Here is a 19,293-nt window from a genome sequence, read left to right on the forward strand (position 1 = left end):
TGTTCGCTCCTTTCAAGATCAGGCGACGCCAGCCGCCTGTCCGTTAATCATGATTCTAAACTGCAGCGATAGTTGGTCGTTCGATCGTTCCGTAAGCATGCGCGTAGCTCGGGCCTTTCGCTACTGGCGCCCCGTATTTGATGCCGACATATTGTTCCTGTAGATTGCCCGTTGTTCCAAGTTGGAAGAGGTACATGCCTTTCTCGCCTACATAGTGATACTCAATCATTGGCTCTGTTACAATTGCAATACCATAATCCGTATTCTCTGGACGGGTTGCATTTACAACCGAAGTCATGAACGGTTCAGGAATGATCGGCAGCAAGCCAGCTGCTGTCATAACCGCCAACACCTCCATACCAGCTACCGTCGTTTTCCGTAGATTACTGATTTGGGTTTGGTTGTTAGAGGATAAGCGTTCCTCTTCTTCCAAGTAGTGATGACCTATAGGGTGAATATATATGGCTGTCGGCATTAACTCGTATGTTTCGCTTGCGACCATTGCCGCAACCTTAGCCCTTATTGCTGCAACGATGGAGGCTGCAACACTTACGCTAAATGTGTTTGTGATTTGCTTGGAAAGTCCTACATATTGCAGCGTTGTAGGAATAACGAGGTTCGTGTCTGTCCCTCTCCAAAGCATTTTCCCATGATGTAGACCGATACCATTCAACATATCGCTGAGGTCTTTCGCTTTCAATTCAGGGAAATGCGATTGTTGCTGATTTAACACAATGTCGTAATGCCCAAAATTAACTTGATTGGTCATGGCTTTTACTTTTACCCCATGTGGTGTGCGTGGGTTGCTGGTCGCCGTAGCAGATGGGTTACGTGGATCTACTGAAGCTCCACCATTAACCGTGTTTTGTTCGTAATACGTGGAGATGTCACCAGTTGCTGGCACATATCTCATGCGTCCGTCCAGGACTGAGGTTCTACGAAGCGTATCTGTTATTTCCTTTTGAAAATCATCCACAATGATAGCGCCGGGACCTTGGAACTGCATGGCTGCTGCAACATCAATTGAATAAGCCTGTCCAACTGCATTACTCATTTACACATTCTCCTTTGCGCCAAGCTCTGCTCTGGCCTGCATTTTTAATTTTAGGGAATCGCCTGGTGGTAGGTTTAACCGATCTACTGCCGCGCAGAATGTGTGAATATCTGTCGCGTCTTCTGCACTTGTGCCGCCATGCTTTGAAAGTAATTGCGAAGCGCTCAGCGTCTTTCGGACAGGCTCGTTGGGTGTATTGGATTTACTGGCCTTCAAATCCGCCAGTTCCTTTTCAACGGCAGCCGTCTTTTCCTGTGCTGCTTTTAATTCGGCGGCAATTGTTTCTTCAGTTGTCTTTTTCTCCGTGTCAACCTTAGCAGCTTTCACAGATTCAAGATCCGTTTTGATTGCCCCAACCTCGCTGACAACCGTTTGAACACTTGCGGTTATGGTCGCCATCCCTTTTGATAATGCTTCCATGGAGTCTTGCATAGCTTTAATTTGTTCGGGTGTCATTGCGACATCCACCTCTTTCGGTTTATTGTTTTTAGCTGCAAAGCTAGTTGTTTTGTAGGCAGCTGCTTCAGCAAATAAGATTGCCGCGCCAGTACCGCAAAACTCAAGTACCTCTAAGACGCCATCTTCGGCATCTTGAACAGCTGCTTCCATTTCGAGTGATGCACCGAATTGATACTCACTCCAATTATGTTCGGCGGCAAGTCCGTTGTAATAACGTATGGTTGCCACGACATCCGGGAAATCCTTCGCATAAATGTAACCTTCAACCCATGCGTTACCATCCATAGATCGATATGCCTTTTCGATTACTGCGACCTTGAACCTTGGATCGTGATCGGTCATGCCATTTACATAATCGATATTGAGCGCCATACCTACAAACGTATGAAGGTTCTTGTCACACACGCCTGACGATATGCGAATTTTCTTGCCTCCAGCTCCTCCAGGCGGTCCATCGGATGGAACGTCTGTCGCAAATAGAGCGCATTTGAACGGCGCTTTATTGGGATGCGTCCCGGCATCCGATAACTTGAAGTCCTGCACACGCATAGATGATTTGCTAAACTTCAATGTCGCCAACATTTTTTATCCTCACCTCCCTCCGAGGCAAAATAAAAACGCCTGCTTATTACGCGGCGTCATCACCATTGCTGAAATTATCAGGCTGAGGAGGATCTTTCTGATTCGACTTATTTTTCGCCTTTTCAATCTCATCCCTCTTTTTATTGATATCAATTACATCCCTATTCGTTGGTAGCATTATGACTTCGCCATGCCCATTAGGTAGGGCTTTTTTGCCTCTGCTGTCCCTCACCTCATCAATCGTGTCTACGCCTCGATCAAGGTAGATTGCATCAATATCAGCCTTGAGCTTTTGATCTTTAAGGGATGTTGCATAAAGGAATTTGAATTCAATCTTGCCACCCATTTTAAATATGCCATCGATAATGTGATTATTGATGTGCTCGACGATATTTTCCGCTATGGATTGAACGGTTGAGTTTGTGTCCTCATCCTCGCTATCCGCCGTACTTCGGTTGACGTCTTTCGTTTGTCCGAGCTTCTTGGGGGAAATGTCGAAGGCTAGGGCTACGATCTCTATCAAGAAGCGTTGCCATTCGATGTACAAGGCTTTATCGTCCGTTGCTCCGAAGTCTAATACCGACGTACCATCAAATCCACCTACAATGGGAATTTGACCTTGACCCATAACCTCGTTTGCCCAATAACTTCGAAACCTGTCCACCATTTTAGCATCCGAACTCTTCCCGAGGTTTAGTAATTTCCTCAGAAATGGATTACGTGTTTGCTTCCCGGCTGCTCGATGCGTATCAATGAAGTTATTGACCGATTCCCATACTGTTTCAAGAGGTGATAGGCCAAACGGCGTGTTTGTTCTTGGATTCATACGGATATACATCAATTCACCCGAGGTAAGATGAACATATTTGCCGTTTGCGCGCTGGGCGTATCGGTATGAATCTGGTTTCCCGTCCCATTCAGGGTATAGTTCGATTGAAAATGTGTCTGTAGGATACATCCTGAACGGCCTAAGTGAATCCCCAGATTTTAAAACCTCTGTCGATCCAGCGCTACATACAAGCATGTCCTCAACTGTTTGTTCGATCCATGATCGAAATGTATCCGCAGGGTTAGGCTTAAGCAGGGTATTCTCAATGATCTTGCACAATTCCGAATACCTCTCGGTGTCATCCTCATTGATTGCAGTCACGGACCAGTTAAGCCGTGTGATTCCAGTCTTTATCACATTGATCGCTCGTCGGGGGATAGGTGACTCACTGAGAAGGCGTAAATTAGCAGGCGTCCTTTTTGGCGTCGATTGTTTATTGCCCTTGCCACCATACTGATAAGGATATACATCCGTTTGTCGTTCTGGCTCCTTCTTTGTTCTTCCAGCTTCAAGCCAATTAATTACCCATTGTCTAACGCCCAAATTATTTCACCTCCTTCAGTACGATAGTGTGCCAAATGAATAACCTGCATCACCTTCAATCTCAGCAAATGCCAACACAAAAGCGTCGGCTCTGTCCGGCGACTGTAGCCCACGCTTCTTCATGTCCTCTTTACGTTCGAGGTATATCTTGCCATTGCTGCCCATGCGCCATTTCCGTGTTGATAGTTGGGCCACAAGCTTGTCATCGTCTGGCAGCTCCAATACACCCGGATTGCCAAGAATGAAATTGCTCATATTCTCTTCCAGCAGTTCCTTAATATCACCCCATAGCTCTGATCCTAAGTTACCGTAATAATCATCACCTGCTTTAGCGCCGTTATGAACCGGGACAATTGAATAGCCAAGCCTTCGATCCTCGTTGATTTCATTAAGACGATCTGTCACTCCGCCGCCTACGCCGTCATCATCGATTCGAATCTCTACCTCATCAATTTCAAGTATTTTGACTTTGATATCTTCGATCATACGTAATACCCAGCCTGCGGTAACCATCGTATCTTGCTTATGATGATGATGTTGACCTACAACCTTACCGCCGATCCTTCCGTACATGCTAGTTTCATCATCACCGAAACGCGCAACGTCCACGCCAACAACAAGCTTTCTGCCTATTGGTTCGATTCGTATACTGCTCTTGGCAAACTCAGCTGCTTCCAGTGATATGAACGTGTCTGATTCGCCACTTGGGAACTGCCCCTCGACACGAACGCGCCAAACATCACTGCCTTCGCCATATTTCTGCTTGAGCATCTCAATGTTTTCTTTGCTCGTTCGTGGGCTGTCCAGGCATGAAACCTGATGCGTTCGATATATCGACCTATCCCTATTGTGAGAGTCAAAAAAGAACCCGCTCGTTTTGGTTGGGTTCCCGCACATGAAGAGCTTATTGTTGTCTCCTGAGAGTGTACCGAATATTGCTGCCATGATTCGATCTTCAACGCCTGATGCTTCATCAACAATAAATAGCATATTGTCTTCATGGAAGCCCTGCATGTTCTCCGGCTTAGTGGCCGTCCTGGCCGTGGCAAACCATCGTTCTTCGTGCTTCCGCATGTATATCTTGGTTTTTGTCCATTTGAGTATTCGCTTAAGGATCAGGCTCTTGGATTGCCATTTGCTGATCTCAGCCCACAAAACGTCATTTAGCTGCTGTCGTGTTGGAGCAGTACAAACTACACGTGGAAACGGAAAGCAACATAGGAACCACAAGACAACAGCAGCCTCCAGCGCTGTCTTCCCAACGCCTTGCCCTGATCGAACGGAAACAAAGCGATGATTGGCTATATCATTTGATACATTAGCTTGCCATTCATCTGGATTAAAAAGCAGGATTTCCTTAAAAAAGCTGTTCGGACTTTTTCGGTATACTTCAATCCTCTTCTGAAAAGCTGCCAGCCGCTTATTTATACCCTCAACCTTTTTCATTCGTTACCGCCTCAACCCATTCATCGATTAACTGATCATCAGAATCGCCACCGCCAGTAGATTTTTTCTTGATGGCCTCGACTTCTGCCTTTCCCTTATCAATCTGCACTTGCATCAGCTCAAGCTTCAGACGGCGTTCGTCGTTCTCTGGAGCCATAGAAAGGAATTGCTTCACTGCGCTTCTAAACTCCCTTGAGATTGTTGCATAGGCGCTGATGTCTGTAGCTTGCTTGTTATAGGATCGGTGATGCTCGTATTCAACAAAATCATCGCCCTCGCCCTTAATGAGCTTGTCGTGATCCTCCTTCGATTCTACGAACATGATATCCTGCGACCAAAGAAGCTTTGCATAGGCGATCTCAACAGTGTTCCATAGCATATCTATGGGGTCCATTTGCTGGACGGCTTGCAGCAGCTCTTGGAATCTCGGGTTCTGTGGCAAGAACTTGCTATAGGCTCCGTGTTTCAAAGCTTTGTCGTTGCCTTCGGGTCCGCCTGATCCGCCGCTGTTACCTTCTGCATTCTTGTTTCCGGGCTGCGCCCCGCGTGGTCGTTTGTCAGGCTCTTCATCCCAGTTATCTTCAAATTTCCATTTACGTATTTGGGATGGACTCACATTAAATTTGTCTGCCAGCTCGGTGAAAAGCATTTCCCGGCCACTTTCAATCCATGTTTTCATGGCTTTTTTTCTCTTGGCACTTCTCGGCCTCGGCACTACATTTCACCACCTCCAAAAATATTTGAGTTGGACTCGATTTGATTAGTAACGCTCGTCGTTTTGCGTTACTAATGGAATTCACGAAAATGGCGAGGCCAAATTTTTTCATAACCTCTGTTTTACCTAATAACTGGTAATCGAGTTCCTTTCAATACATATGGAAGAGAACTCAAAAACGAGTGAATTTTTATTGCTTATTATAGAAGTAATTTTTAGTGTTTTTTCCGAGTTCTCTTTGCTTTGATTTGAAGGGAACTCACAATTCCCACCTGCGCAAGCCCCGATCTTTTGAGTCTTGATTCTGTCCAATATATCGCAAAGTTATCTCTTCTTTTGAATGATTGAAGATTTCCATTAGTAACGCTATGTGCTTGGTTTCTTCGTAATAATGGTATCCAAAAGATTTACGCATGGAGTGGGTCCCGATAGATTTCAAGCCATACTGCCTGCCTACTCGGCTCAAGAGTTTGTATGCCGTGCTTGTGCAGATCGGTTCTCCAGCCTCACCCGATTTCTTTTTTTTGCTCCTGCCTGTGAATAAATATTCATGATCTTGTTTGCCAATAATGAAATCATCCAAGGCTTTCCTTAAGTTTTCTCTTATTAACACAGAGTTTAATTTTTTTGTCTTGCCTTCTCTGACTTCGATGTGCGTTCCACGAACATCCTTGACGGTTAGCGAGAGGATGTCTGCTATTCGGAATCCCGTGGTGATACCCACCATGAACAAAACGTAGTCGCGTGGGTTCAAATCCTTTAGGTACTGCTTGATCTCATCTATTTTGCGCTGAGAACGGATAGGTTGGACGAATTTCATGGCATATCACTTCATCTCCTTTTTTGTTGATTTTCACCACCTGCATCTAAGTCTTGAGCGTAATCCCCCGTAAGGACAGTGAATGTTTTACAATATCGTTTATCTGATCCGACTCAGAATTAGAAATAATGCCATCCCAGCCACTACCTGTAAAATAAGCATAAAGTTTTGGAGGTTCTAATTCTTGTTTATATTTTTGTTGTGCACTTTTACAAGCGTATCTTCCTTTAGTCATTTGTTTTCACTTCCTTTCAATATAAATAAAAAAGAGCTACAAAGTAGCTCTATACATCGAGTAGAATTAATATATGATTAAAGTTTAAACAGTCCAAAGTTGCTCTAAGCGAAGCTTCCGCTTCACTCGGTGTCTGATAACCATTTGCTTCAACAATACGAAGTAAATCATTACAAACTGGTATTAATTCCGGATAATTTTTCTCGATTAACTTATTAAACCCTACTTCATGCGCTAAAATTTCCGGATATAAATTCTTGTAATCTAAAAACTTTTTCACGTACAGAGTTGCTATCCAAATCATACCTTCTTCGGTTGTATTTGTGATCAGTGCTTTTTCCTGTACTTCATCTCCAGACTGTAAATAATTTAATAGATCAAACCCAAACGTTTTCAATCTACCATTTACAATTGGGTCATAAATCATGTCATTAAAATATTTGTTGAGTCCACTATCTGAATTACTAATATTATCTTTTAAAAAAAGCATTTTATAACCCTCGTCGCATAAAATTAAATGTTGAATTTCATGAGCAATATGAAATGAGGCATCCAAAGGTATTTGAATATTTTTCGTTTGGATATAATGTTGTTCGCGATTGTCTCCGATATGTCCAAACGAAGCTGAAGAGTTCATTGTATTTGATTGAAAAAACAAGACATTTTTCTTAATCTTTTTCCTTTCACTTCTATAAAAATTTAGAAATATTTCATCTCCTGAAAGTAATTCGTTTAAGACGAAAGGTTCATAATAATAATTATACCCACTTCTTTTAAAAAACTCCCATTTTCCAGTTAATCCACAGCATTGTTTATATTTTTTGCTACTCATGCAAGGACATAGATCATTTCTACCTATTTTATCCATCGCTCTATCACCTCCCATCACATATTTCGACAAGAGGCTACTATTTCCTTTTTAATCCAGACATGTATTTAATGAGCTGCAGGCGCAGCTCCTTGGGTTATACGTAAAGGCGTGTTAATTAAAATGAAGGCTTTCACCTCCAGATAATTGTCCGGTGCCATCGGCAGTTACGTATTGGCTTATTATCTCTTCCGCAGCGATACAGAGATTCTGTGTCACTGAGCAAGGGACAAGTCAACCTTACTTTTTTAATAAAATTATTTTGAGTCGCTTTTCAGAGCAAGGTTCCTGAACCTCCGAGATCTCCTCGGATACCGCACCTACATTCCCTGTCTACTTTGTCCTTTTGGACGTTTCGAACGACCTATATCCTCATATTGTGACTGTCATAAGATGTTGAGGTTATCAAGTAACAAATGAAAAGGTACAACAGACGCTTGCAGAGCGTTTTGCTCTGTAGGTCTACTGTACCCTTGAATAACGGACATTTTGTGGACATCATTTGGACTGCTTTTGGACAGGAAATGGACATTTTTATAAGTACAGGATGGTATTGGCTACAGATTCAATACCATCCAAGATTTTTCTGTCTATGGTTTTGTCGCAGCAGTTCCAGCCGCTGAACCTCAGCATGGTTGCTGCCCTAGAGTTACCTTTGATGAATCTATATTCAAGAACCGTTTTGACGTCTGGTTCTAGTATCTGATCGACTGCTGTCTCTATCAGTCGCGTGAACGTGATTAGTTTTGAATAGGCTTCTTGTTGTTGATCATTTTCAGGAGGTTTTTTGTTGAAGTGTTCCAGTTTGTGCTTTTTCTCTTTATATTGTTTTAATAGCGCCTTTGTCCTGGTGATATCCATTTCAGATGCTTCTGGAAATAATTCGCACATTTGCATAACTAGCATAACAATCACCCGTCCCCCATGATATAATGGTTTCAGGATATGTATGTACCTCCAACGGCCCTGAGAAAGCATTGGAGGTACTTGGCCCCGGCTTAATTGCTGGGGCTATTTTTTATGACCAAAGGAGTAACATTGCATATGCTTGAGCGACCTTTTCCTTATACTCTTTGGGTATAGAATCGATATTGCCAAAGCTTTCTATCCACATTTTTTTAAATTGTCTTTGATAAAATAGGAATGTAACGACGTCTTGGCAGGGTTCGATCCGTCTATCCAACCATGCCATCATAGAATCTTCTTCAGATAGTGTTTGTTGCATTTGCTTTTTCCCCCTCCATGATTTCGCCTTTGTATAAAATGTCTGGGAGCAGCTCGCTTGACGTGAAAACGCTCGTCCTATCGTACAATGGGATGTAGCGATGTTTTTTATCATCTGTGCCTATTCCGGCTTTAGCTGAATATTTGAAAGCTGATGGCCTCTCTGCTCCATTTCGGAGGATTGGCATGCCGAGTTCGGCGCACCTGGACTTCGTGAGCAATACAGCGTAAGGGTATGGGGTGCTTGTCCAACGATCTGATGATGGGATGTAGTAGGGCAGAGGTGTTTGTAATACTTCTTCTTTTGTGTACCAACCTATTTGATTAGGCATTCTTGATCACTCCCCCGATTTTTGTTTGTGGTGAATGTGTTTGGTGAAGCTATTAAGGTAAACCATGTCTCCGGTTTCATTTGGCGTTTCCAACTCGCGATCTGCCAACCATCCGTAATAGGCTGCCATGAGCTTGTGGTAGAGTTTCATCCTCTGTACCTCCTTCTGTTCTCCTTGGTATAAGGGGTAACGAAAGGGTGTGTCACCACCCTATTAGATAAAAATAAAAATGCCGCTGTCCAATTGAACAGTGCGGCATTTTTATTTATTGAAATAGATCTCTCAGAAGCCTAGCAAACAAATAAGTCACGCGTGGCTCATCTTCATTAAGACGCTTTTGTTGCAAAATTACAGCCAACTCTTTCGGAGAATCAAGACCAACATACGTACGCCCACCAGGACTGTCTTCAATTTTCCAAGTCACGAAATATGTGCCTTTTTCATACTCATAAGCTTTTGTTAATGGTTTATAATGTTTTTCCCTATCAGAACATTGCTTGCAATTTTTCGTAGGGATCAAACTATCATTCCCGCAGCCAGGACACTCCATATAAAAACCTCCTCTTATGGGCTAGTGGTAAAATCATACAGTAACATGCCGCACTATTCAATTATCAAAGATCATTTAGAAGAGAGATAAAATAGCCTTTGGCGGCTGGGGCTGTTCGGTCGGACCGAGGGCGCAAGCGCAAGACCTAAACACCGCATGATCCACTACATTCATTAACGAAATTATCTATTAGCATCTGATTTTCGTTGAAATCTACCTCTGCTAAGGGTTTGCAGGATCGATGCAAGAATGCTTTACCTTTGAATCTCGGAAGCTGCTTGATTACGTTGTCAACCAAAACCGCATCGTTCCAGGACTCCGGATCATTCGTTTTCATGTCCAACCACATCGCATCATTGTGAAACGGGCACCCAATGCAGCTTGATTTTGGTGGTGCTGGGTAGCCTTTTGCTTCCATCCAGTCCAAGCATGCTTGTCTGCTCATATCCTGTTCAATCAACGGATACCGGAACTCGATCCATCTATCACGAGACATATCCATACGTTGAATTTCGTCGGTGCTAATCCCTTTCCACATGTGAACCAGCTCTTTCACGCGCTGACCTTTCTCATATCCTAAATGCCTTCTTACTCCCTGCTGAACACCGTGTATTTTATATTCTCTCGTACACTGGCGCCGGACCATTCCTTTCTGCTCTTTATATCCAATGGCTTTCTTATCTACCGTTTCAAATTCTAAGTCATCAAACATCAATACCTGATCTTCGTCGAACTCATCTTCCTCTTCGTATTCGTAAATGGGAACGGTTGAAAGTGTGAAAAATGGTAGAGAGGCAAACCGAGTGGAATCATTTACAGCGTTGAAAATGTCCTCCCTGATGTTTCCATTTGTGACGGTTATGATCTCTACTCCAAACTTTTTAACCTCTGCTTTAAGCCACTCCAAATGCCTGTATACATTCCTTGGCTCCCATCCAGTGTCTGAGAAGATAACGAGATCAGGTTTAGGTGTTATCTCTCCGTGGCATGCCATAAGCAGCATGGTTGTCGATTGAACGCCTGCGCCCAACGATAGAACGTGTAGTTCTTTCATGACCTTCCTCCTTTGACCTTATGCCCTGCATCGACCCGAACGAATAGGCCCGGGCCGCTAGAGATTACTTAAATTACTCTCACGTAACCACTGGAAAAGTTGCAGCAAAGTTCCTTTGGATCGTCCCACTCAACACCTTCGTAGAAATCAAAAATCCAGCATCCGTCCGACTCTCTTTTAACTATAGCTTTAGCCCATCCATCGTTAGGCGGTTCTCCGTCAATGTACACTTCGCATCTAGTACCCTCATACACCTCAGTTCCGTTCATATCGAGCATGACGAACTTTAAGCGGCGTAACTCCTTATCCTGTTCAGCTATGCGCCCAGCTTGTTGATTCATCATTTCCGTTGGCGACAATACTCCGTTTACCTTTTGAATATTGATCGCGAAATGTTCTTCGCCACGTTTCATATCGAATGAGAAGAAGTTTTTCCCACCATTATCTTCAAAGAATCGAACAAGAATTGATGCAAATGCCATGCCAGCCTCGCCGCTGATGTGAAAATTAATCGCTCCGTCCTCTACTTCCATTCGGTGTAGCTGCAGGTTTGATAACCGTTCGATTGCCGCCTTATCCTGTTCTCTTTCCTCTATGAGTAGCCTATTGGCTTCACTTTCAAATTTTCCGTCCATAATGTCCGACCTTAAACCAAACAATTCATGTCTACGCTCATCGAAGTCTGCACCAAGTTCTTTATATGTTCGTAATTCATTTTCGATATGACCTAACAGCTTCGTTTTATCAATTACTGGCCTTCTTACTACTTCATCCATATTAGGCAAGCTATCCTTCATTGGGTTCATTCCCTCCCTGCACGCTTGATATGATGTAACGTGCTCGTCTTCCGTTATCGTTCAATAACTCAGTTGGCATGTAGTAGCGTAATTCATTACCGTACCATTCAAGACCTGACAGCAGCTTCTTGTTGGCTTCCCGTTCCTTGGTGAGTTCAGCCTCTATGCGGTCAATCTCTTCAAATAGCTCATCTATGACGCTGTGATATCCCTGAACAACATTGGGTATTCCTCGCAAGATCCAAACCATGTCTTTTGTGGATTTGTTTTTCAATGTGGCAGTAATGCTTTTTAGGAATTTTTCCATTTCAGGACTGGACATTTCATGCAGCTTCTTTAATTCCTCAATTCGTTCTTGGCTCATTCGGTTGATCCTCCATCCTAATAATTAATTCTTCCAGCGGCCTCCACTTTGTTAAGCGGATTCAGTCGATTGGAGGCCTCCGGCCAATTAAGTAACTTTTTATTCACACCGCACTCTTAACTGCAGGCTTTTTTAGATAGCCAAGTTCAATCGCTATTTCCCTTATGGCCTCAATGTCTTCAGCAGGGTAGCCCCAGTGCTGGCAGTACAACCCACCATATCCGTTGTTATGGTTTGCGTCATCATCGCCGAAGATATAATCCCTAAAGTCGTTGACTAAGCCCCATAACGTACCGCCGTGAGAAAATGCGTGCTTTTGTTCACGAGTCTTACCTTCCTTACCTTCTTCCATCAGCATTGGTGTGCCGGTATAATCATCCGTGTACCAAAGCCGACCGTTTGCCCAGTGGAACGCTGCATACCTTTCATGCTTTTTGGAATACAGGAATTGGCGTCCACGGTCACCGATCTCACGGATCAATCGGTTTACAAGTTCAATGCGTTCAGGAGACCTGAATGGAGCTGAATTTGGTAGTGGTGCAGATTGTCCGATCTTACGGACCCTAATACATTTGCAGAAATCCATGAATGAAATATCCCAACAATCCGTCACATCAATGTATTCGTCATACTTAGCTTTCCCGGCTGTCTCAGCCGTTTTTAGAATGGTGTAAGCCGGATGGTCGCCGAACATCTCCGCCGGGTAACTTACCTCGTACAAATTTATAGATACGGGGGCCGTATAGGGTATATCCTTTATGTTATCCATGGGGAGCCTCCAATGATTTCAACCTTTCCATTTCATCTTTGAACCTGGATTTTATAAACAGTTCATGCCGGACGCTTCGAACATTTGGGTGCCGATGCCGTTGGGGTAAATATTCAGGTCCCACGTGATCGATAGATGATGGAGGACTGCTCCACCAAGAATCTGTGAAATTCCCTTTTCCGTCTGTAAAGCGAGACACGTAACCATTAACTTCTCCTGGCTTGGGTTGGTATACCCACATTTCGAATTTAAGCCTGGTCATTATTTGTTTCCTCCTTAAAATGAAATGAATTAATCTGTCGGCCCCCGCTGGCGCTGGGATTATTCTGTCGGGATGGGGGCCTAACGGCAAGTTCTAAGATCGAAGTTCGTCTGTCTTAAACACCATCATTATGTTATGCCCGAACGGTATCTTGTTTTGATCCTGCCAACTATAGAAATCACCCTTACCTGTAACGAATCCGCAGGGTGCTTTGCATTTTTTAACCGCGAATTCCTCCCAAGCGTTTTTGCCTCCGTCTCGAAAGTCGCCCCCCCACGATCTCCTTACTTTTTGCGGCAACTCTTCCCAACTGGGATATAAATGATCACTGCCACCTTCAATATCGCAAATCCGCTGCCAACCCGGGTTATCTTGGCACCACTTAATAGCATGTTGCGCTGCCTGTTCAGGGCTATAAAATTCATTGGTAGCTATCACCGACCTCAGTCCCTATCATCGAATTTTTCATAAAAACATTCGTTTACATCCCATTCACGCTTTTTTATTTCCTCCATCGCAGCTGTTCGGGCTTCTTGAATTGTCTCGCCTTCCACAATGAAATTTTCAGCATCTTTGCCGACCTTAAATCTCATATTTACCTCCAAATTTCGACATTTGACCAAACAAAAGGGAACCTAAGCAGATTCCCGTTTTTTAGTTTGCAAGAAATTCCTCTATGCGTGTTTGATTTTCGTCGTGATGTTCTTCGATTGGAGCTTTGATATCAAATAGGTTCTTGATTAGGTCCATTTCGCGTTCGCCAGCAAGCAGCTTCTCGATCAACTTGACCTCTTTCTTCTTGAGTTCCCTGCCTTGCCACATGGTTACGATGCTGATGAAGGAGTGTTTTATGGACTCTCTACGCTGCTCCTGGATGACAATCTTTGCTGCAGCTGCTTCGCGCCTATGAAACTCGTCCCAATCTTTTTCATCAAGCCAAAAATTAGTGCCGTACATATCCATATGCTTAGAGATCCATACCTGAAGGTTCTCTTCATCAGCGTGAAGCCAGTCATGGCAATCGGTGCAGACTCGTAAGCCATTTTCGTAGACGCCTCGTCCATTCCTTGCCCGCGGCATAACGTGGTGAGAATGTGCATCCCTTCTTTGGTCGCAGCACTGGCAAACTCCGTTAGCTTCAACGATGAGCCTTTCTGCTACATCACCAGGGAAATCGTTACGATCAGCTGCGCTCGGGTTCTTCTTGTAATTCCTGAACAACTCCAGTTTCTGGGGTGACAACTCTTTTTTCTTCCTGCGAAGTGCCATTAACTGCCCACCCCTCGATCTAACAGAATGGCGTTGACAACTAATTTGCTGATATTGTTGTCCTTGGCGATTTTGTTTCTTTGATCCGGATATTCAGCATACTGCCTTAAAACATTATCGATCAGTTCAGGTGGAATGCCTTTAATTAAGGTGTGGTGCTGGGGTTGTGATGTAATCAAAACCTTGTCGTTTATTGGTTTACCTGGTTCGATCTCGTAACGAAAATCAGGATCAACCTCAAATTTTCCTGTGGCACGGTTATAAAGACCGACGGCCTTGTGTTTCCTGAGTCTTTCGATGGATACTTCGATTTTCGACCTGCTCATTGAGGTGGTCTGTATCATGTATGTGTAATTCTTTCCTTGCTTCAAAAGCTCGAATATATTAGCCTCACGGATTTTTAATTTATTCATTCCAATCGCCTCCTATGGCAATTTATCCAGCAAGTATTTGATTTCTTTCCAGTAGGGCTTAAGACAAGCACTTTTGATCTCCCTGAATTGCTCCTCACTATCCCAGCAGCCTATTGGTTTTATTAATGGCTCTAACGTAGTTGCTTGATGTGTGCGTTTGATCATCGTGCCCAAGTCTCTTGCTGTCCAAAGAGCACATGCGATGTCGTAAGCCCTACGAGTCGGGAATCCCGACAGAAATATTGATGGCAGCAGCGCGTTCCACAAGTGGTTGTCCGTTAGTTCTGGACGAGGATCTTCAACAAGGAAATGCAAGTCACTCATATTGCGCCTACCATCTTAGCGACACGTTCATTCCACTTGGACTCAAACTCATCATCGCTGATCGGTGCTTGTCCAGATCCTGCACGCGCTCGGTCAAGCGCTAAGCGATATTCATCGCGGCCTTTGTTGTTATCAGGTTTTTGGTATGAGGGAACCACTTGTAACTCCCGTTTTTGATTTTGATACCTGGTTGGGTTCCTGCTTTGATTGCGTGGTCGGCTACCCTTCGCCATTTCAACCAGCAGTTTTGCGTATTGCAATCTGAGTTTGCCAGCCGATAGAATATTGCCCTGCCAAAACTCGTCCGCTGTCGCCCAATCAATCACCTTACGTATTTCATCTTCAGGCGCTTTATTAATCTCGACTAGCTTCCGCATATCTGAAGCCCACGTCTGTATGTTTGTATTAGCAAGTGCATGTTGCACGTTAAGGGCTTCAGTCCATTTTTTTATTTTCAAAAAAAGATATTGAGCAAGTTGATAATAAGGGCTGTCCTCGGCATATTTTAATTGCCGAGAAGGAGTATCTTTAGGTTTTAATTCTTTACTTTTATTTTCTTTACTTTTATTTTCTTTACTTTCTTTTACTTTACTTTCCTTTATAGCATCGTTTTTTGATGCGTTCGCATCCCCATCGCATTGCGTTTCATTGATTCCATCAGGAGAACCCTTATTCGACGCGGCATTTTTCCCCCATCGCGCCTCGGCTGACTTGCGCGCCTTTTCGGATTTTTCTTCCTTTCTGGTCATTCTCCGCAGTAACGATTCGCTCCAAAAGTGTGATTCGTCTGACTTGAATAGCGAAAACTCATTGATGCAATCTTTAATGAATTGTTCCGATATTTGTGGTTCGCATTGCATTTGTGATGCGAACGCATGAAATGCGTATTTCGATTGCATCCCAAGCTTATGCGTTCCTTCATCACGCATCATTTCAATAAGAATCCAATACCATCCATACCCCGCAGCGCCGTACACGCCGCGCATGGCTAATATTTTAGGGTCTACGCGCGCGTTACTGTCGTGCGAGAAGTAATACGCATCTTTCAAGTTTTGCACCGCCTTTACTAAGCAGCTCCGCTGCCTGCCTATATCGCTTGTCCAAGCTCGAAATTCAGGGCTTCCTGATCCTCTCGGGCTTGGACTTCTTCCATGTATTTCATGTGACCTAAAGCAGCCTGCATGACTTCCGGTATGTCCATATACACGAACTCGGCACCTCTGCAATAACGGTAAAATTCAATGAGATATCCGCTGACTATCCGATAGGCGTGATAGTGTGCTTCGTCATACTCTTTTATGACAACATACTCATGCCCTTGGAACCATATCGTTCTATGAATCTCCAATCACCTCCTTGATAAGATCAAGCTGTTAAACTGGTATAGTTGCAAGGATTGCCTTTGTATCAACAGGCTTTGTCATTCGAACTTCACAAGCCTCGACGTACTCCGCGTATTGAGTGGGGTAGTGTTTTTCCATGTATTTAAGCTGATCGGAGCGCCCACCTGGTACATCCGTTCTAATAACAGATCTCCCTTTTCCAAGCGCATACTCTGTTTCTGCCAGCGATTGGCAAAGTTGCTTATATGTCCATTCCATCGAGCGTTTTTTTGTTTTAGCCATCTGTATGTACCCCCTTGTCAGGTTGCCTAAACTTTGGTATGCTCGGTGTAGTCATATTTTCTAATTCATTAACATTTAGGCCGCCCTTGCCAGCGGCCTTTTTGCCGTCTATATAACAATTGTTTTCTTTCAGAATCCTTGCCGTCATTTCTTGTATGGACTCCTGGGATTTAAAATCCGCTGCCCTTGTAGCGATAGATCCGGCTTTGATGATCCCAGAAGCATATACCGTGCCAGAGCTTAATCCTTCTTCACGAAGCATGTCCATAAAAAATGTTTGGATGTTTTCAGGCATGCAGCCCTTGTCTCCCTTCGTAGTAAATTTCGAATCGTTTTGGTGGATGGATACAGATGTACACCCAGTTCTCATATGTAAGAGCATCTGGAACGCGATGACCGTTTTCGATCTTACTGATCGTCGCAGCCGCGATGCCAAGATAATCCGCCAACTGTTCCTGCGTGTACTTAGCTCGTTCTCTTAACGCTCGAAGCGTTACAGATAAATCCTTGGCTGTGATAACCATTTGTGACAACCTCCTTTCCATATTGGAATGGTATATCTTGGATAAAGGAGGTATGATATTTTCATAAGTTACTTTCTTCTCTCCGATACTCTCCTTGAAATCAACCCCCGTATAGCCGACTCGCTTATGCCTCTGCCCGCTGCCGCTCGGCGGTGGGCGTTTCTTCCCTTGGCTTATTCTTTCGTATATCCATCGCCATCCGTTCAAGTACGTTCTGAGGTATCTTTAGAGACGACACTACAAGCAATTTCTTCTCCAGCGGAATTTCATCACTAAAAGTGATGTAGTTTGGCATACAATCCTCTCCTTTGGTCTGATATTTGATTTCATTCAACCACGATTAACCTGCAGAATGTTCATTTTCATGTAACGAATCGTTACTATCAATGGCAAAAAAAATTATCCATTCAAAACCAAGGACAATCGCAATTTTTTTTGCAACATCAACACTTGGCCTTCGCTTACCAGTCTCTATCATTGTATAATATGGCCTCTTGATTTCGCATAAGTCCGCTACTTGCTCCTGGGTATATTCCTTAATATTACGAATCTCTACAAGCCAGTTTCTTTCCATTCCCCCTACCCCTCCTTTCATCCATGTAGCGAAACGTTACTACACAATTTTATTATATGTATCATTTCGTTACATGTCAATAACAAAAGTATCGAAACGTTACATTTATTTTTATGTAACGCATTGATACAATGGGAATAATATTGTCAGTGATCGGTGGTGCTTATGAAACCTGATAGGTTGACCAAGATGCGGAATAATTTAAATAAAACACAACAAGATATGGCAAATTACTTAGGCATAACACGGCCTGCTTATACGGCGTATGAAAGTGGGAATAGAAAGCCTGATTATGCAACGCTAGAAAAAATTGCGGATTTTTTCGATACCAGCACAGACTATCTATTGGGTAGGACAGACGAACCAACACCTTACAACTCAAAGAGAAAACTTCCCGACATGAGCGGTATTAACTACGCAGCTTATGGGGGAGCTAAAAGGCTAGAAGATTTAACAGATGAGGAAATCGAGCATTTGGAAGAGGAACTTGAAATGTTCCGTGCATTGAAAGAAAAAAGAATGAGGGAAAAAGAAGGAAACAAAGACTAAAAGTACAACAAATTTGAGCCCCTCTAGGGCTTTTCTTTCGCGCATAGATAGAACATATGATCCCATAATTTATACATAAATTTAAGGATGTGTTATATGAACCTTACTTTGTATAACTCTACCAATCTGGAATTACGGATTAATAATATTTATCAAATAAATGGTATCTATCATGTCACCGATCTCGATATTGGACATATAGCAGAAATATTTAATGCTGAGTTACGTTTTCATTCAAGGAAAACTAAAGTATATTGGGACGACGATTTCTGTTTAGTTTACCTCGAATTAGATCAAAGTGAGGATGAAATACGAAAAGACTTTTTCCATGAACTCGGTCATATAGCGATGCATGTAGGAAATCAAAACAAATTGCCTAAAACTTTTGTTCAATATCAAGAGGAGCAAGCATCTCATTTCCAACTTTACGCCTCCATGCCTATTTATATGATTGAAAAATTTATCTATGAAGCACATACCATTGCTATTTTTGAGAAGGTACTTGTTGAAGCTTTTTGTTTGCCGATTTTGCTTGTTCGTAAGCGCATTGGACAGATACAGAACAGGATATACCAAAATCAGTTGGACAGAGAATGGCGAAAACGTAAGAAGCCTGATACCAGCTATATTACTGCTGAATACATAAAGAACCTACAAGCAGAACTTGGCCGTAAATGGGATGATAGATATGGAGGGGGTTGATAGTAGTGGAATATTTTACTTGCATTATAAGGAACGTCAAGGACTAGACGGATTGATTTTGGAACCTTTTAGATTGGCAATTCACTTCGGTGACAAACAAATTAAGTGGCATAAAGCGTTTCTTTATTTTCCATTAGACACGCCTCATAAGCAGTTACATGTTGAAGACCATTACGAGGACGTAGGGAGCATAGTAATTTTTCTGGATGAATTATATATTGACCCAATAAAACCTAATCAATTCAGTATCTACTTGCCGCTTGTTCTTGCGCGTATTGAGAAACTGGCAAAAGGAAGTAAGCACACACATAATTATATCGATGAAATTGAGCAATTTATTGTGAGTCTAAACGATCTGGAAATTCTATTAAAAACTAATTTAAGACGAATTTACGAATGGAGAGATTAAT

Annotated in this window: 33 protein-coding genes; 3 read left to right on the forward strand and 30 right to left on the reverse strand. The window is 43.0% G+C overall.

Annotation, left to right across the window (positions count from 1 at the left end; all coding sequences use genetic code 11):
- Positions 1-55: 55 nt before the first annotated feature.
- From OB236_RS38085 to OB236_RS38230, 30 genes are all read right to left on the reverse strand, one after another.
- Complete coding sequence (locus OB236_RS38085) at positions 56-1,054, reverse strand: hypothetical protein (protein WP_262688685.1); 999 nt, start codon at positions 1,052-1,054, stop codon at positions 56-58.
- Positions 1,055-2,095, reverse strand: a complete 1,041-nt coding sequence (locus tag OB236_RS38090) for a 3-oxoacyl-ACP reductase (protein ID WP_262688686.1) — start codon at positions 2,093-2,095, stop codon at positions 1,055-1,057.
- Between the two features lie 46 nt (positions 2,096-2,141).
- Complete coding sequence (locus OB236_RS38095) at positions 2,142-3,467, reverse strand: phage portal protein (RefSeq protein WP_262688687.1); 1,326 nt, start codon at positions 3,465-3,467, stop codon at positions 2,142-2,144.
- A 15-nt stretch (positions 3,468-3,482) separates the two neighbouring features.
- Positions 3,483-4,913, reverse strand: a complete 1,431-nt coding sequence (locus tag OB236_RS38100; protein WP_262688688.1) for a DEAD/DEAH box helicase family protein — start codon at positions 4,911-4,913, stop codon at positions 3,483-3,485.
- Positions 4,900-5,628 (reverse strand): phage terminase small subunit, encoded by a 729-nt coding sequence (gene terS, locus OB236_RS38105; RefSeq protein ID WP_262688689.1) that lies wholly within the window; start codon positions 5,626-5,628, stop codon positions 4,900-4,902. Before terS ends, OB236_RS38100 begins: the two co-directional genes overlap by 14 nt.
- Positions 5,629-5,887: 259 nt before the next feature.
- The gene (locus tag OB236_RS38110; protein ID WP_262688690.1) at positions 5,888-6,448 is read right to left on the reverse strand and encodes a tyrosine-type recombinase/integrase; all 561 of its coding nucleotides are present in this window, start codon (positions 6,446-6,448) and stop codon (positions 5,888-5,890) included.
- A gap of 46 nt (positions 6,449-6,494) precedes the next feature.
- Positions 6,495-6,683 carry a hypothetical protein gene (locus tag OB236_RS38115; protein WP_262688691.1) on the reverse strand — a complete coding sequence of 63 codons (189 nt, stop codon included), beginning with the start codon at positions 6,681-6,683 and terminating at the stop codon, positions 6,495-6,497.
- Between the two features lie 49 nt (positions 6,684-6,732).
- Positions 6,733-7,551 carry a YecA family protein gene (locus OB236_RS38120; protein ID WP_262688692.1) on the reverse strand — a complete coding sequence of 273 codons (819 nt, stop codon included), beginning with the start codon at positions 7,549-7,551 and terminating at the stop codon, positions 6,733-6,735.
- A 534-nt stretch (positions 7,552-8,085) separates the two neighbouring features.
- Complete coding sequence (locus OB236_RS38125; RefSeq protein WP_262688693.1) at positions 8,086-8,457, reverse strand: hypothetical protein; 372 nt, start codon at positions 8,455-8,457, stop codon at positions 8,086-8,088.
- A 112-nt stretch (positions 8,458-8,569) separates the two neighbouring features.
- Entirely contained in the window at positions 8,570-8,776 is a 207-nt protein-coding gene (locus OB236_RS38130) for a hypothetical protein (RefSeq protein WP_262688694.1), read from the reverse strand.
- Positions 8,757-9,107 (reverse strand): hypothetical protein, encoded by a 351-nt coding sequence (locus OB236_RS38135; protein WP_262688695.1) that lies wholly within the window; start codon positions 9,105-9,107, stop codon positions 8,757-8,759. The genes OB236_RS38130 and OB236_RS38135 overlap by 20 nt, the downstream gene beginning before the upstream one ends.
- Positions 9,108-9,113: 6 nt before the next feature.
- Entirely contained in the window at positions 9,114-9,257 is a 144-nt protein-coding gene (locus tag OB236_RS38140) for a hypothetical protein (protein WP_262688696.1), read from the reverse strand.
- Positions 9,258-9,372: 115 nt separating this feature from the next.
- On the reverse strand, positions 9,373-9,657 hold the full coding sequence (locus OB236_RS38145; RefSeq protein WP_262688697.1) for a hypothetical protein: 285 nt from the start codon (positions 9,655-9,657) through the stop codon (positions 9,373-9,375).
- A gap of 145 nt (positions 9,658-9,802) precedes the next feature.
- The gene (locus OB236_RS38150; protein ID WP_262688698.1) at positions 9,803-10,711 is read right to left on the reverse strand and encodes an adenine nucleotide alpha hydrolase family protein; all 909 of its coding nucleotides are present in this window, start codon (positions 10,709-10,711) and stop codon (positions 9,803-9,805) included.
- 68 nt (positions 10,712-10,779) lie between these two features.
- Positions 10,780-11,508, reverse strand: a complete 729-nt coding sequence (locus tag OB236_RS38155; RefSeq protein WP_262688699.1) for a hypothetical protein — start codon at positions 11,506-11,508, stop codon at positions 10,780-10,782.
- The gene (locus tag OB236_RS38160; RefSeq protein ID WP_262688700.1) at positions 11,498-11,872 is read right to left on the reverse strand and encodes a hypothetical protein; all 375 of its coding nucleotides are present in this window, start codon (positions 11,870-11,872) and stop codon (positions 11,498-11,500) included. Before OB236_RS38160 ends, OB236_RS38155 begins: the two co-directional genes overlap by 11 nt.
- 103 nt (positions 11,873-11,975) lie before the next feature.
- On the reverse strand, positions 11,976-12,641 hold the full coding sequence (locus OB236_RS38165; RefSeq protein WP_262688701.1) for a hypothetical protein: 666 nt from the start codon (positions 12,639-12,641) through the stop codon (positions 11,976-11,978).
- A gap of 51 nt (positions 12,642-12,692) precedes the next feature.
- Positions 12,693-12,848, reverse strand: coding sequence for a hypothetical protein (locus OB236_RS38170; RefSeq protein WP_262688702.1), 156 nt, complete (start codon positions 12,846-12,848; stop codon positions 12,693-12,695).
- Positions 12,849-13,187: 339 nt separating this feature from the next.
- On the reverse strand, positions 13,188-13,328 hold the full coding sequence (locus OB236_RS38175; protein ID WP_262688703.1) for a hypothetical protein: 141 nt from the start codon (positions 13,326-13,328) through the stop codon (positions 13,188-13,190).
- Positions 13,329-13,346: 18 nt separating this feature from the next.
- A complete protein-coding gene (locus OB236_RS38180) occupies positions 13,347-13,496 on the reverse strand; it encodes a hypothetical protein (protein WP_262688704.1) in 150 nt (49 codons plus the stop codon).
- Positions 13,497-13,557: 61 nt separating this feature from the next.
- Positions 13,558-14,172 (reverse strand): HNH endonuclease, encoded by a 615-nt coding sequence (locus tag OB236_RS38185; protein WP_262688705.1) that lies wholly within the window; start codon positions 14,170-14,172, stop codon positions 13,558-13,560.
- A complete protein-coding gene (locus OB236_RS38190) occupies positions 14,172-14,585 on the reverse strand; it encodes a hypothetical protein (RefSeq protein ID WP_262688706.1) in 414 nt (137 codons plus the stop codon). Before OB236_RS38190 ends, OB236_RS38185 begins: the two co-directional genes overlap by 1 nt.
- A gap of 12 nt (positions 14,586-14,597) precedes the next feature.
- On the reverse strand, positions 14,598-14,909 hold the full coding sequence (locus OB236_RS38195; protein ID WP_262688707.1) for a hypothetical protein: 312 nt from the start codon (positions 14,907-14,909) through the stop codon (positions 14,598-14,600).
- Positions 14,906-15,958, reverse strand: coding sequence for a DUF4373 domain-containing protein (locus tag OB236_RS38200; protein WP_262688708.1), 1,053 nt, complete (start codon positions 15,956-15,958; stop codon positions 14,906-14,908). Before OB236_RS38200 ends, OB236_RS38195 begins: the two co-directional genes overlap by 4 nt.
- Positions 15,959-15,996: 38 nt before the next feature.
- The gene (locus OB236_RS38205; RefSeq protein WP_262688709.1) at positions 15,997-16,257 is read right to left on the reverse strand and encodes a hypothetical protein; all 261 of its coding nucleotides are present in this window, start codon (positions 16,255-16,257) and stop codon (positions 15,997-15,999) included.
- Between the two features lie 25 nt (positions 16,258-16,282).
- Positions 16,283-16,534 carry a hypothetical protein gene (locus OB236_RS38210; RefSeq protein ID WP_262688710.1) on the reverse strand — a complete coding sequence of 84 codons (252 nt, stop codon included), beginning with the start codon at positions 16,532-16,534 and terminating at the stop codon, positions 16,283-16,285.
- Positions 16,527-16,829 carry a hypothetical protein gene (locus OB236_RS38215; protein ID WP_262688711.1) on the reverse strand — a complete coding sequence of 101 codons (303 nt, stop codon included), beginning with the start codon at positions 16,827-16,829 and terminating at the stop codon, positions 16,527-16,529. Before OB236_RS38215 ends, OB236_RS38210 begins: the two co-directional genes overlap by 8 nt.
- Positions 16,822-17,058 (reverse strand): helix-turn-helix domain-containing protein, encoded by a 237-nt coding sequence (locus tag OB236_RS38220; protein WP_262688712.1) that lies wholly within the window; start codon positions 17,056-17,058, stop codon positions 16,822-16,824. The genes OB236_RS38215 and OB236_RS38220 overlap by 8 nt, the downstream gene beginning before the upstream one ends.
- A 124-nt stretch (positions 17,059-17,182) precedes the next feature.
- A complete protein-coding gene (locus tag OB236_RS38225) occupies positions 17,183-17,353 on the reverse strand; it encodes a hypothetical protein (protein ID WP_262688713.1) in 171 nt (56 codons plus the stop codon).
- A 45-nt stretch (positions 17,354-17,398) separates the two neighbouring features.
- Positions 17,399-17,632 carry a helix-turn-helix transcriptional regulator gene (locus tag OB236_RS38230; RefSeq protein ID WP_262688714.1) on the reverse strand — a complete coding sequence of 78 codons (234 nt, stop codon included), beginning with the start codon at positions 17,630-17,632 and terminating at the stop codon, positions 17,399-17,401.
- Positions 17,633-17,797: 165 nt separating this feature from the next.
- On the opposite strand from OB236_RS38230, the gene OB236_RS38235 reads away from it, so the two are divergent.
- The 3 genes from OB236_RS38235 (at position 17,798) to OB236_RS38245 (ending at position 19,292) form a co-directional block, all read left to right on the forward strand.
- Complete coding sequence (locus OB236_RS38235) at positions 17,798-18,181, forward strand: helix-turn-helix domain-containing protein (protein ID WP_262688715.1); 384 nt, start codon at positions 17,798-17,800, stop codon at positions 18,179-18,181.
- Between the two features lie 96 nt (positions 18,182-18,277).
- The gene (locus OB236_RS38240; RefSeq protein ID WP_262688716.1) at positions 18,278-18,883 is read left to right on the forward strand and encodes an ImmA/IrrE family metallo-endopeptidase; all 606 of its coding nucleotides are present in this window, start codon (positions 18,278-18,280) and stop codon (positions 18,881-18,883) included.
- Entirely contained in the window at positions 18,870-19,292 is a 423-nt protein-coding gene (locus OB236_RS38245; RefSeq protein WP_262688717.1) for a hypothetical protein, read from the forward strand. Before OB236_RS38240 ends, OB236_RS38245 begins: the two co-directional genes overlap by 14 nt.
- Position 19,293 lies beyond the last annotated feature (1 nt).

This window comes from Paenibacillus baimaensis, from assembly GCF_025567575.1.